Raw genomic sequence first — 12,369 nt, forward strand, 5'->3', positions numbered from 1 at the left:
AAGGAGGACTTGCGTGCCAAGTTGCTGGCCTTCATCGCCTACTTCAATGCCACCATGGCCAAACCGTTCCGTTGGACGTATCAAGGGAAACCATTGATGGTCTAAGTGCCATTACAAACATTTGAGCGCCACTGTACTAGCGCGATGGCCGGATTCGGCCAATGCCAGGTTTGAAGGGTTGGTCTGAGCGGGCGCATCTCGATGCACATCGTCGGGCACACCTCGTAGCACAGCTCGCAGCCGATGCAGGCGTCGGCGAAGACGCTGTGGATCATGTTGTTCGCACCCATGATGGCGTCGGTCGGGCAGCGCTTGAAACACTTGGTGCAGCCGATGCACAGCTTTTCGAAGACATGGGCGATCATCGGCGGCTTGTCCGCGACACCGGACTGGCTGACCGAGACGCCGAGCGCGGTCGCCAGTTCTTCGGCCAGACCACGCCCGCCTGGGCGGCAGATGGTCACGGGTGCCGCCTTGGTCGCGATGGCCTCAGCCGCCGGCCCGCAGCCCGGATAGCCGCACTGGCCGCACTGGGACCCCGGAAGCATCGCGGCGATTTGCTCGACCAGCGGATTACCCTCGACCTTGAGATAGCGCGAGGCGACGCCAAGCAACCATCCCATGGTGATGCCAAGTAGGGTGAGGCTGACGATTGCGATGAACATCTGTTGAACACCATCGAATGAGGAAAGGCCGGTGGCCGCCGCAGTGCCGGACGCCCTGACCGAGCCACCGCGCGACGATTCGACAAAGATAAAGCAATGGGCGGGCCACTTTTTCATGAGCGATGGTCGCTTGCCGGCGGCAGTCTCCGGCGCACTCGCTGCCCGTACCGGGGCCATTCGCGTAACCAGAGCGTAAAAGCTTGATAAACGATAATAATATTTTCCAGGCTCCCTCTTTGCGTCGGTCAGTCGTTACCCGGCATCGGTCGATTCGCGGACTTGCGCGGATGCGTCCGGCATCGGTTCGACACCTGAGCGCCCCGGAATCCTGTGTCAGTCATCGACCGATCGCGGGAATGATCGGGGCGTATTTCCGACAGGATGAACGTCTTGTGGGAAAGGCGACAACGAACCGCGCCGCCCTACCCCGATGGAACCGAGCTAGAGGTTGACCTGTGCCCCGAGTTCAACCACCCGGCCCGGCGGCAAGCCGAAATAGGCGGTCGGACTACTCGCATTGCGGAAAAGCCCGATGAACAACTTCTGTCGCCAGATGGCCATGGGGGCGCCCTTGGTCGGCACCAGGGTCTCGCGTCCGAGGAAAAACGTCGTGCTTGCCGGATCGCATGGGACGCCCTTGTCCTGACAGAGATGAATGGCGTCGGCGACATTGAGCCTGTCCATGAACCCAAAATCCATGCGTGCCTGATAGAAGCGGCTACTGAGCGGTTCGATCCGGATTCGTTTACTCATCGCCACGTAGGGCTTGCTCAAGACCGACAGATGCAGGATGACCACTCGCTCGTGCAGGCACCTGAAGTGTTTGAGGCTGTGCAGCAGCGAGTGGGGCACTTCACCGGGACGGGCCGACAGATAGACCGCCGTCCCTGACACCGTGGGAATGTCGTCCGCCTCGATCTGGGTGACGAAATCGGCCAGCGGCAGACTATCGCGGGTCAATCGCTCAAGGATCAGCGCGCGCCCGCGTTTCCAGGTGCTCATGAGGACGAAGACCAGCGCGGCGAAGGCCAGCGGGAACCAGCCGCCCTCGTTGAGCTTGGGCAGATTCGCCATGAAAAACGCCAGGTCGATCGCCAGAAAGAAACCCAGCACCAGGAACGTCCGGAGACGGCCCCAGCGCCAGCGACGGCGGGCAATGACGAACACCAGAAGGGTGGTGATGCTCATGGTCCCGGTCACGGCGATCCCGTAGGCGGCGGCCAGTGCCTCCGAACTGCCGAAGCCCAGCACCAGCGCCGCCACGGCGACGAAGAGCGCCCAGTTGATCGCCGGGGCATAGATCTGGCCACGCTCATGTCTGGACGTGTGCTGGATCATCATGCGCGGGAGATAGCCGAGTTGGACCGCCTGGCGGGTGAGCGAGAAGGCCCCGGAGATCACCGCTTGCGAGGCAATGACGGTCGCGATGGTGGCCAGCGCCACCAAGGGCGCCAGCGCCCAAGGCGGGGCGAGACGGAAGAAGGAGTCGGCAACGGTCTGCGGTTGAACCAGCAGGAGCGCCCCTTGACCGAAATAATTCAGGGTCAGGGCCGGCAACACCAGGACGCCCCAGGCCAGGCGCACCGGCCCGCGACCGAAATGCCCCATGTCCGCGTAGAGCGCCTCGGTCCCCGTGACCGCCAGCACCACCGATCCGAGGGAAAAGAAGGCGAGTGGCGGATGCGCCGCGAAGAGGCCAGGGCATAGGTCGGCGACAGGGCGGCAAGGACGCCGGGCTCATTGGCGATGCCGCGAATTCCCAAGGCGGCCAGCGTCAGGAACCAGACCGCCATGATCGGCCCAAACCAACCGCCGACCCGAGCCGTCCCATGCCGCTGAATGGCGAACAGCCCGAACAGGATTGCCAGGGTCGAGGGGACGATCCAATCGTCCAACGTCGGGGTGATGGTTTTCAACCCTTCCACGGCGGACAGGACGGAGATTGCTGGCGTAATGATCCCGTCGCCGTAAAACAGCGCCGCGCCGAACAATCCAAGCAGGATCAAGCGTTGACCCAGCGGTTGATTGCCAATCCGACGCTTGACCAGGGCGATCAAGGCCATGATGCCGCCCTCGCCGCGGTTGTCCGCGCGCAGGATGAGGATCACGTACTTCAGCGTGACCACAATCAGCAATGACCAGAACACCAGCGACAGCACACCCAGTATGTTGGCCTGATCGACCGGCACCGGATGGCGGTCGTTGGCGAAGACCGCATGGATGGCTTACAGGGGGCTGGTGCCGATGTCGCCATAGACGATGCCCAGGGCGGCCATCGACAGCACGCCCAGGCGTGCGCGCGAAACCGGCTGGCCGGGGGATGAGAAATTCATGGACAGGCAAGGCCCCTCTCAAATCCTGAAACGGTTAGACAGGTCCGGTCGGTTTACCCGACCGGAACCATCGGTTCATCCCGCAACTCCCGATCGACAATGGCCGCGACCACCAGGTCGCCCCAGACGTTGAGGGCGGTGATGGGGTTGTCGAAGAAGCGGTCCACGACCAGATAGAGCGCCAGATAGGTCTGGGGCAACCCGAGCAGATCCAGCATGAAGGCCATCATGGCGATCCCGCCGCTGGGGATGCCGGCGGTGCCGGAGGACGAGGCCATGGTGAGCAGCACGATGAAGAGTGCCTGGAGCGGGCTCAGGTCGGCGCCCGCCAACTGAGACATGAAGATCAGCAGAATGGACTGATAGAGCGCCGAACCGTCCATGTTGAGGGTCGCCCCCAGCGGCAGGGTGAGGCTGGTCACCCGCTCGCTGACCCCCGCGTCCTCCAGCGCCTGCTTGGAGACCGGATAGGTGGCGGAGCTGGAGGCGGTGGAGAGCGCGGTGAGGAGCGGCTCCCGGCACGCGGCCACGAAGGGCCAGGGCGAACGCCCCGTGCGCAGGCGATAGAGGGTGGGCAGGAAGACCCCGGAATGCAGCACCGCCGCCAGCCCCACCGCCCACACAAAGGAGCGGAGCTGAAAGACCCCCGCCCAATCCATCCGCGCGAGGCTGGCGTAGACCAGGGCGGCGACACCGATCGGCGCGAGCTTGATAACCCCGCGCAGGAGATTCATCAGCAACTCGTCCAAGGCGCGGGCACCGCCGAGCAGGGTCGCCCGATGATCCGCGCCAATGCGGCGGGAGGCCAGGGCCGCGATGACCGCGACGAAGACGATATGCAGGATGTTGCCCGCCGCCAGGGAGGCGAAGAGGTTGCTCGGGATCAGATTGCCGATCAGCCGCTCAATGCTGAATCCATCCCCGGTCGTTTGCACCGGCGGCAGATCCAGCAGACCGACCGGCACCCCCTGGGAGAAGGTCAGACCGATCAGGGTGCCCAGAGTGGCCGCCACGGTCGTGGTCAGCAGGTAATAGAGGAGCGCCCGTCCGCCGATGCGCCGCAGATCCTTGCCCCCGGCCAGGGACGCGAAGATGGAGACCAGGATCAGGGGCAGGATCAGGAGCTTGAGGACGGAGAGAAAAATCTGCCCCAGCCAGGCCAGATAGGGCGCGCCGGCCGGAAACAGCAGGGCGAGCGCGATGCCGAGCAACAGGCCGGCGGGCACGGAGTAGATCTGGCGTAAGAATGTCATCTGTGCGCATGATTCGAGAATGAAGGACTGCCCGCTCTGGCAGCGCTGGCGCATGCCATGTGACGGGCGCGGTTTTGGCGCCGTTGAGCACCGGAAACGGACCGCTGTTCCCGCCGAACGGAATTGAGAGATTCGGCGACTTCTTCGCTCAAATCTCCACCTGGGTGCCAAGCTCGACCACGCGATCGGTCGGGATGCGGAAGAACTCGGTGGCGCTGTTGGCATTCCTGGACATCTGCTTGAAAAGATGCTCACGCCACAGCGCCATCCCCGGCTGCAGGCTCGGGACGATGATCTCGCGACTCAGAAAATAGGAGGTGTGCAGCGGATCGATCTCCAACCCCAATGGGGCGCACTGTTTCAGCGCCAGCGGGATGTCTGGCTGTTCCATGAAACCGTATTTGACGATCAGGCGGTAAAAACCCTTGCCAAGCTCGGACAGTTCGAGCCGGTCGGCGACCGCGACCATCGGCTGTTCCTCGGTGATCACGGTCACCAGCAGGATGCGCGCATGGAGCACCTGATTGTGGGCCAGGTTGTGCAACAACGCCGCCGGGACACCGTCGCGGTTACCGGTCATGAAGATGGCCGTCCCCTGCGCGCGGTGGATGTCGTCGCCAAGCGAGGCGAGGAAATCCCGTAAGGGTACGCCGAGCTCGGACATCTTGCGCATCAGTAGCTGGCGCCCCCGCTTCCAGGTGGTCAGCAGGGTAAAGGATACCGCCCCAATGGCCAGCGGAACCCAACCGCCCTGGAGAATTTTGACCGCGTTGGCGCTGAAAAAGGCCAGGTCGACGATCAGGAAGACGCCCGCGACCACCGCCACGGCCAGCCAGTGCCAACGCCATAGCAACAACATCACGAATGCTACCAGGATGGTATCGATCATCATGGTGCCGGTGACCGCGATCCCGTAAGCCGCGGCCAGGCTGCTCGATGACTGGAAGCCGACGACCAGGGCCATCACCGCCAGATAAAGGGTCCAATTGGTAAAGGGCACATAGATCTGGCCTTGCTCGGAACCGGATGTATGGACGATGGCCATGCGTGGCAGATAGCCGAGCTGCACCGCCTGCCGGGCCACCGAGAAGGCCCCCGAGATGACCGCCTGGGAGGCGATGACGGTGGCGAGCGTGGCGAGGATCACCAGGGGAATCAGCGCCCAGTCGGGCGCGAGCAGATAGAAGGGATTTCGCACAAGCGTCGGATCGGCGAGCAGGAGCGCACCCTGGCCGAAATAATTGATGACCAGCGCCGGCAGGATCAGGCCGAACCAGGCGAGCCGGATGGGAAAACGGCCGAAGTGTCCCATATCGGTGTAGAGCGCCTCGCCGCCGGTGACTGCCAGCACGACGGTGCCCAGCGCGAGGAAACTCATCCACGGATAAGCGGCGATAAAGTGCAGCGCATACACGGGGTTCAGGGCCACGATGACCTCCGGCCGCTGGGCGATGGCGAGGATCCCCAAGATGGCCAGCACCGCGAACCAGGTGCACATCACCGGCCCGAACAGCATGCCGACCACCCCGGTCCCGCGTTTCTGGATGACGAACAAGGCGGTCAGCACCAGAATCGTAATCGGCAAGACAAAGGTCTTAAACTGAGGCGTCACCACCTCAAGCCCTTCGACGGCGCTCAGCACGGAAATCGCGGGCGTGATCATACTGTCGCCAAAAAAGAGTGCCGCGGCGAAGATGCCCAGGAGCGCGATGTAGTAGGAAACCCCCGATTCGCGCGTGATCCCCGTGACCAAAGCCAGCAGCGACAGGCTTCCGCCTTCGCCACGGTTGTCGGCGCGCATGATGATCGCGACGTATTTCAACGAGACCAGGATCATCATGGTCCAGAACACCAGCGAGAGGACGCCCAGTACGGTGGCCTCGGTGACCGGGATCGGATGATGGCCGGCAAAGGTTTCCTTGAGAGCGTACAGCGGGCTGGTGCCGATGTCGCCGAAAACGACACCGATCGCGCCAAGCACCAGGCCGCCGAGCTTCTTCGATGAGTGAGTCGGGGACACGTCTCTTTTCTCCTGTCAGGGATACAGTGGATGGGGTCGCTTGCGATCGACGCTGAAGACTGCTCGTTCGATCATCTCTGTCAGGCCCCCAGATAGGCCTCGCGCACCTTGGGACTGGCGAGCAGGGCGGCGGCGGTGTCCCGGTGGACGATGCGCCCGCCCTCCAGGACGTAGCCGCGATGGCTGGTCTCCAGGGCCAGGCGGGCATTCTGCTCCACCAGGAGCAGGGTCATGCCCTGTTCGGCGATGAGCCGGATGGTGTCGAAGATCTTGCGCACCGCGAGCGGGGCCAGTCCCATGCTGGGCTCGTCGAGCAACAGCAGGCGCGGGCGGCTCATGAGCGCGCGGGCCAGGCTAAGCATCTGCTGTTCGCCCCCCGAAAGGGTGCCGCCTCTCTGGGCGTGGCGTTCCCGCAGACGCGGAAAGAGTTCATAGACCCGCTCCAGGTCGGTGGCGATGCCGGGGCGGTCGTTGCGCCAATAGGCCCCCATGCGCAAGTTCTCTTCGACCGTCAGGCGCGGGAAGACCCCGCGCCCCTCCGGGACCAGGGCGAGCCCCAGGCGCGCCCGCTGGTGGACCGGGAGCGCGGTGATGTCGGTCCCCGCATAGTGGATGGACCCGGCGGCCGACGGCAGCAGCCCCGCCAGGGCGCGCAGGCTGGTGGTCTTGCCAGCCCCGTTGGCGCCGATCAGACAGACCACTTCGCCTTCCTGGACGCTGAGGTCGATGCCCTTGACCGCGCGGATACCGCCGTAATGGACGGCGAGCCCCTGGACCTGAAGCAGGCTCATGCGGTTTCCGCCTTGGCCGTCGTGTCCTGGTGCGCGCCCATGCCGGCGCCCAGATAGGCTTCGATCACGGCGGGATCGCGCTGCACCTCGGCGGGCGCGCCGTCGGCGATCTTGCGTCCGTAGTCCAGCACCGCCACGCGGTCGCACAGGTTCATCATGAGACGCACGTCGTGCTCGATCAGGAGCAGGGTCACGCCGCGCTCGCGGATCGCCTCCAGCAGAACCTGGAGCGCGGCGGTCTCGGTAAGGTTCATCCCGGCGGCGGGTTCGTCGAGCGCCAGGAGGCGGGGCCCGGTCGCCAGCGCGCGGGCGATCTCCAGACGTCGCTGATCGCCGTAGGGCAGGTGGTGCGCGAGCTGATCGGCGCGGGCGGTCAGGCCCACGAAGTCGAGCAGCTCCAAAGCGCGCTCGCGGATGGATCGCTCCTCGGCGCGGGTGCGCGGGCCGCGCAGCACCGCTCCCAGCACCCCGGCACGCGAGCGCACATGGCGGCCGACCATCACGTTCTCCAGCACGCTCATGTTGGCGAACAGCCGGATGTTCTGGAAGGTGCGCGCCACGCCTCGCGCCGCGACCGCGTGCGGCTTGAGTCCGGTCAGCGAGCGTCCGTCCAGGGAGACGGTGCCGGAGGTCGGCTGGTAGAGCCCGGTGATGCAGTTGAAGAAGGTCGTCTTGCCCGCTCCGTTGGGGCCGATGAGTCCGACGATGTCTCCGGTCTGGATCGACAGCGAGACGTCGCTCAGTGCGCTCAAGCCGCCAAAGCGCTTGGTGATGCCCTGGGCCTCGACGAGCGGCCGACGGGCTTCGGCGCGGTTGTCCTCAGCGCTCGCGGTCATAAAGCGACTCCTGCTCCTGACGGACCTCGTCCGGGTTGTCCGGACGCAGCTCCCGCGCGCGCACCCTGGAGGGCCAGAGCCCCTGCGGCCGGAACAGCATCATCGCCACCAGGGCGAGGCCGAACAGGAGCATGCGCAGATCCGCCGGATCCACCGCCACCCGGCCGATCAGTTCCTGTTGCAGCGGGCCGATATAGCGCAGCAGCTCCGGCAGCACGGTCACCAGGATGGCACCGAGAATCACGCCAGGGATGTGGCCCATGCCTCCCAGCACCACCATGCAGAGGATCATGATCGACTCCATGAGACCGAAGGATTCGGGACTCACGAACCCCTGGAAGGCGGCGAACAGCCCCCCGCCCAGACCGCCGAAGGTCGCCCCCATGGCAAAGGCCAGGAGCTTCAGATTGCGGGTGTTGATGCCCATCGCCTCGGCGGCCACCTCGTCCTCGCGGATGGCGGCCCAGGCGCGGCCGATGCGCGAGTGTTGCAGCCGCAGGGCGATGAAGATCACCAGCAGCGTCAGGACGAGGAAGAGAAAATAGTGGCCGTGGGCACCGGACAGTTTGACCCCAAGGATCTCGATGGGGCGCGTGAGGCTATGGCCGGCGATCCGCACCGGGTCGATCATGTTGATACCCTGCGGGCCGTTGGTGATGTTCAGCGGGGCGTTCAGGTTATTCAGGAAGATCCGGATGATCTCCCCGAATCCGAGCGTCACGATCGCCAGATAGTCGCCGCGCAAGCGTAGGGTTGGCGCGCCCAGCAGGATCCCGAAGAGGCAGGCAACCCCCGCCCCCATCGGCAGCAGCGCCCAGAACGGCAGGTGGATACCGAACTGAGGCGAGGCGAGGATGGCGTAGAAATAGGCCCCCACCGCATAGAAGGCCACATAGCCCAGGTCCAGGAGTCCGGCGAAACCGACGACGATGTTGAGCCCCAGGGCCAACATCACGTAGAGCATCGCGAAGTCGAGGATGCGCACCCAGGTCCGCCCCATGCCTGCGTCCACCAGGAAGGGCAGGACCGCCAGCAGGAGACCCAGGGCCGCGAAGACGACCCAGGCGAGCCGAGGGTTTTGGGACAGACGTTCGGGCAGGATCGAGATCATGGACGGCTCATTCCGGCGGAGGCATCGCAAGGGTTAGGCGCGCTCGCCCACGCGCTCGCCCAGCAGCCCGGAGGGCCGGAACACCAGCACCAGGATCAGGACGAAGAAGGCGAAGATATCCTGATAGTGACTGCCCAGGAAGCCGCCGGTGAGATCCCCAATATAGCCCGCGCCCAGGCTCTCGATCACCCCCAGCAGGAGCCCGCCCAGCAGCGCGCCAGGGATATTGCCGATGCCCCCCAGCACAGCGGCGCTGAACGCCTTGAGTCCGAGGGTGAAGCCCATGTTGTAGTGAGCGATCCCGTAATAGGCGGCGATCAGGAGCCCCGCCACCGCCGCCAGCGCGGAGCCCACCGCGAAGGTGACGGCGATCACCCGGTTCACGTCCACCCCCATGAGTCCGGCTACCTCCCGATTCTGGGCGGTCGCGCGCATGGCCCGTCCCAGCCGGGTGCGATTCACCAGTAGTAACAGCCCGCCCATGGTCAGCGCCGCCACGCCCACGATGATGAGCTGGACGTTGGTCACGGTCGCCCCCATCCAGTCGTAGACCTGGACCTCCTGCACCGGCGGGAAGGATAGGTACTGCCGGCCCCAGAAGATCATCGCCAGGTTCTGCAGGACGATGGAAACCCCAATGGCCGTGATCAGCGGGGCCAGGCGCGGGGCGTTGCGCAGCGGGCGGTAGGCGACCCGCTCGACCAGAATCCCGGTCAGCATGCAGACCGCCACCGCCGCCCCCAGCGCCAGAAAGAGCGCGAGCGGGACCGGCACCCCGGCGCCGACCAGCAGGGTGAGCAGGCTCACCGCCACCATGGCTCCCAGCATCACGATCTCGCCGTGGGCAAAATTGATCAGCTCCAGGATGCCGTAGACCATGGTGTAGCCGAGCGCCACCATGGCGTAGAGACTGCCGAGGATCAGACCGTTCAGGAGTTGCTGGAGCAGGACATCCATGCTGGTTGACCGAGACCCTTAGGGCACTGAGCCTGCCCTAGCGGGCACTGGCGCCGCCCATGATCTCCAGGGTCTCCCACTTGCCGCTCTTCACCTGATAGAGGGTCACGGGACCGTCCTTCAGGTCGCCCTTGTCGTCGAAGGCGATGGGGCCGATGATCCCGTCGATCTGGGTCTTGGCGAGTTCCGGCAGATACTGCTCGGGCTCGGCCGAATCGGCCTTCAGCATGGCCCGGATCAGCACCTCGGCGGCGTCGTGCGAGAAGGGGGCATAGATCTGGATCTTGCCGAAACGCTCGGTATAGCGCTTGGTGAAGGCCGCGCCCCCCGGCATGTTGGCGAGCGGCAGCCCCGGAGAGGAACCGATCACGCCCTCCGCCGCCGGCCCCGCCAGCTTGATGAACTCGGCCGACTGCATGCCGTCCCCGCCCATGAAGGGGATCTTCATTCCCAGGGTCCGCATCTGCCGGATCATGGGCGCGGCCTGTGGATCCATGCCGCCGAAGACGACCACATCCGGGCGCTTGGACTTGATGGAGGTGAGGATCGCGGTGAAGTCGGTGGACTTGTCCGTGGTGTACTCACGCCCCACGACCTCGGCACCGGACGCCTGGACCGCCTTGACCACCTCGTCGATCAGCCCCTGGCCATAGGCGGTACGATCATCCACCACTGCAACCCGCTTGCCCAGCTTGGCCGCATACTGCCCGAGCGCCTTGCCCTGCTGGGAGTCGTTGGCCATGAGCCGAAAGGTCGTCTCGTACCCCTGATGGGTGTAGGCGACGGCGGTCGATGCTGGAGAAACCTGCGGGATGCCATTGTCCGCGTAGATGCGCGAGGCCGGGATGCTGGCCCCCGAGTTCAGGTGCCCGATCACGCCCTTGGCCCCCTCGTCCACCAGCTTCTGAGCCACCACGGTCGCGGTCTTGGGGTCGGCCTGGTCGTCTTCCACCTGGAGTTCGAACTGGACTGGCTTGCCGCCCAGGGTCGGCTGGCTGGCGTTGATGGCATCCACCGCCAGACGCGCGCCGTTCTCGATGTCCTTGCCCAGATGGGCCTGGGGTCCGGTGAGGGGTGCCACGCACCCGATCATCACCGTCTCGCTTGCTCCGACGCCCCCGGCCATAGATGCCAAAACCAATGCGATCAACAGTTTGGATTTCATGCGTCTACTCCCGAAGGATGCCGGCGTTGATTGAAATTCGGTCGGATCGGAAACCGCAAAGAAAGGTTGGCTCGGCCGTGCCTCGGATGGACCGGCGATTCCCGGTCTGGCGCGCAGTCATGTCTGGCGGCAATATTCGCGCGAGAGCAGCGCTTCCACCCGTAACGTCTTCAACTGCAACAGGTCGTGCGGATCGGGAGTGACGGAACTTCGCGGATGCTAGTCCCCGCCCGGTCTTGGGTCAATCATTCGATCAGGTGACGGCGAGGTTGAGGCAAGGCATTGCTCGGACGGGAAGCCGACCGAAAACGGTCCTGGCGACCGCGGATTGGACGCGCGGATGAGGCGGCAAGACATCCCCATCACTCTTGCTCGCCCCGCCCCGGAGCTGTCGATGTCTCTGGATCAACACCAGACTATCGAGAGCTTACGCTGTTGAGCGGATTAACCGATCCGGCCACACCGGCGCAAGGATCAGGAATTGGCGGGCGGCCCCGCCGTCTCCCCGCCCTTGGCGCGCCCCTTGAGGGTCTTGGGATCGGCGATGAGCGGACGGTAAATCTCGACGCGATCGCCATCCGCCAGCGTGGTCTCCAAGGCGGAGACCTTGCCGAAGACCCCGACCTTCTGCCGGTCCAGGTCGATCTCGGGACATTGCGCGAGGAGGCCCGAGCGCTCGATCGCCTCGCGCAGCGTGGCGCCCTCGGGAACTTCGACATTCAACCAGATCTGGCGCTTGGCCAGGGCATAGACAATGCTCACCTTCATCTGAATCTCCTCAGACGCTATGGGCGCCGGCCATTTGGATGCCCTTGCCGGCACGGATGTCGAGCAGGCGCTTGCCCACCACCACCAGACCGGTGACCAGGAATCCGCCCGGCGGCAGGATCATCATGAGGACGCCCATGTCGGCGGGCATGACGCGCAGCTCCAGGAACTTGAAGGCCGGACCCAGCAGGAGCGAGGCATCGGCAAACAGGGTGCCCGAGCCGAAGATCTCGCGTACCGCGCCGATCAGGGTGAGTGCGAGCGTGAACCCCAGCCCCATGAAGATGCCGTCCATCAGCGAGGGCAGCACCGGTTCCTTCGAGGCGAAGGATTCGAGCCGCGCCAGCGGCAGACAGTTGGAGACGATCAGCGGAATGAAGAGCCCCAGCACCTTGTAGAGTTCGTGCATCCAGGCATTCATCGTCAGATCCACGAAGGTGACGTTGGCCGCCACGATCAGGATATAGACC

The 12,369-nt window shown here is 64.8% G+C and carries 12 protein-coding genes; all 12 read right to left on the reverse strand.

The window, feature by feature from the left end; all coding sequences use genetic code 11:
* Positions 1-101: 101 nt before the first annotated feature.
* Positions 102-665, reverse strand: a complete 564-nt coding sequence (gene rsxB / locus QZY07_RS20865) for an electron transport complex subunit RsxB (protein ID WP_295406871.1) — start codon at positions 663-665, stop codon at positions 102-104.
* Between the two features lie 441 nt (positions 666-1,106).
* Positions 1,107-2,312 (reverse strand): KUP/HAK/KT family potassium transporter, encoded by a 1,206-nt coding sequence (locus QZY07_RS20870; protein ID WP_295406874.1) that lies wholly within the window; start codon positions 2,310-2,312, stop codon positions 1,107-1,109.
* Entirely contained in the window at positions 2,210-2,854 is a 645-nt protein-coding gene (locus tag QZY07_RS20875; RefSeq protein WP_295406877.1) for a KUP/HAK/KT family potassium transporter, read from the reverse strand. The genes QZY07_RS20870 and QZY07_RS20875 overlap by 103 nt, the downstream gene beginning before the upstream one ends.
* A gap of 197 nt (positions 2,855-3,051) precedes the next feature.
* On the reverse strand, positions 3,052-4,251 hold the full coding sequence (locus QZY07_RS20880; protein WP_295406880.1) for a dicarboxylate/amino acid:cation symporter: 1,200 nt from the start codon (positions 4,249-4,251) through the stop codon (positions 3,052-3,054).
* Between the two features lie 148 nt (positions 4,252-4,399).
* The gene (locus QZY07_RS20885) at positions 4,400-6,271 is read right to left on the reverse strand and encodes a potassium transporter Kup (protein ID WP_295406884.1); all 1,872 of its coding nucleotides are present in this window, start codon (positions 6,269-6,271) and stop codon (positions 4,400-4,402) included.
* 80 nt (positions 6,272-6,351) lie between these two features.
* On the reverse strand, positions 6,352-7,062 hold the full coding sequence (locus tag QZY07_RS20890; RefSeq protein WP_295406886.1) for an ABC transporter ATP-binding protein: 711 nt from the start codon (positions 7,060-7,062) through the stop codon (positions 6,352-6,354).
* A complete protein-coding gene (locus QZY07_RS20895) occupies positions 7,059-7,898 on the reverse strand; it encodes an ABC transporter ATP-binding protein (RefSeq protein WP_295406889.1) in 840 nt (279 codons plus the stop codon). Before QZY07_RS20895 ends, QZY07_RS20890 begins: the two co-directional genes overlap by 4 nt.
* Positions 7,882-9,009, reverse strand: coding sequence for an ABC transporter ATP-binding protein (locus QZY07_RS20900; protein ID WP_295406892.1), 1,128 nt, complete (start codon positions 9,007-9,009; stop codon positions 7,882-7,884). The genes QZY07_RS20895 and QZY07_RS20900 overlap by 17 nt, the downstream gene beginning before the upstream one ends.
* Before the next feature lie 33 nt (positions 9,010-9,042).
* Positions 9,043-9,966, reverse strand: coding sequence for a branched-chain amino acid ABC transporter permease (locus QZY07_RS20905; RefSeq protein ID WP_295406895.1), 924 nt, complete (start codon positions 9,964-9,966; stop codon positions 9,043-9,045).
* Between the two features lie 37 nt (positions 9,967-10,003).
* Positions 10,004-11,131, reverse strand: coding sequence for a branched-chain amino acid ABC transporter substrate-binding protein (locus tag QZY07_RS20910; RefSeq protein ID WP_295406897.1), 1,128 nt, complete (start codon positions 11,129-11,131; stop codon positions 10,004-10,006).
* 474 nt (positions 11,132-11,605) lie between these two features.
* On the reverse strand, positions 11,606-11,899 hold the full coding sequence (locus tag QZY07_RS20915; RefSeq protein WP_295406899.1) for an RnfH family protein: 294 nt from the start codon (positions 11,897-11,899) through the stop codon (positions 11,606-11,608).
* Positions 11,900-11,909: 10 nt separating this feature from the next.
* Positions 11,910-12,369: electron transport complex subunit RsxE (gene rsxE, locus QZY07_RS20920; RefSeq protein WP_295406902.1), on the reverse strand; the 460-nt coding region annotated here is incomplete at its 5' end.

This window comes from uncultured Thiocystis sp., from assembly GCF_903866365.1.
GTDB lineage: Bacteria > Pseudomonadota > Gammaproteobacteria > Chromatiales > Chromatiaceae > Chromatium.

Bases quoted from the DNA above. Each gene is read 5' to 3' on its own strand.
- rsxB (WP_295406871.1), bottom strand. From the start codon at position 665: ATGTTCATCGCAATCGTCAGCCTCACCCTACTTGGCATCACCATGGGA.
- QZY07_RS20880 (WP_295406880.1), bottom strand. From the start codon at position 4,251: ATGACATTCTTACGCCAGATCTACTCCGTGCCCGCCGGCCTGTTGCTC.
- QZY07_RS20890 (WP_295406886.1), bottom strand. From the start codon at position 7,062: ATGAGCCTGCTTCAGGTCCAGGGGCTCGCCGTCCATTACGGCGGTATC.
- QZY07_RS20895 (WP_295406889.1), bottom strand. From the start codon at position 7,898: ATGACCGCGAGCGCTGAGGACAACCGCGCCGAAGCCCGTCGGCCGCTC.
- QZY07_RS20900 (WP_295406892.1), bottom strand. From the start codon at position 9,009: ATGATCTCGATCCTGCCCGAACGTCTGTCCCAAAACCCTCGGCTCGCC.
- QZY07_RS20905 (WP_295406895.1), bottom strand. From the start codon at position 9,966: ATGGATGTCCTGCTCCAGCAACTCCTGAACGGTCTGATCCTCGGCAGT.
- QZY07_RS20910 (WP_295406897.1), bottom strand. From the start codon at position 11,131: ATGAAATCCAAACTGTTGATCGCATTGGTTTTGGCATCTATGGCCGGG.
- QZY07_RS20915 (WP_295406899.1), bottom strand. From the start codon at position 11,899: ATGAAGGTGAGCATTGTCTATGCCCTGGCCAAGCGCCAGATCTGGTTG.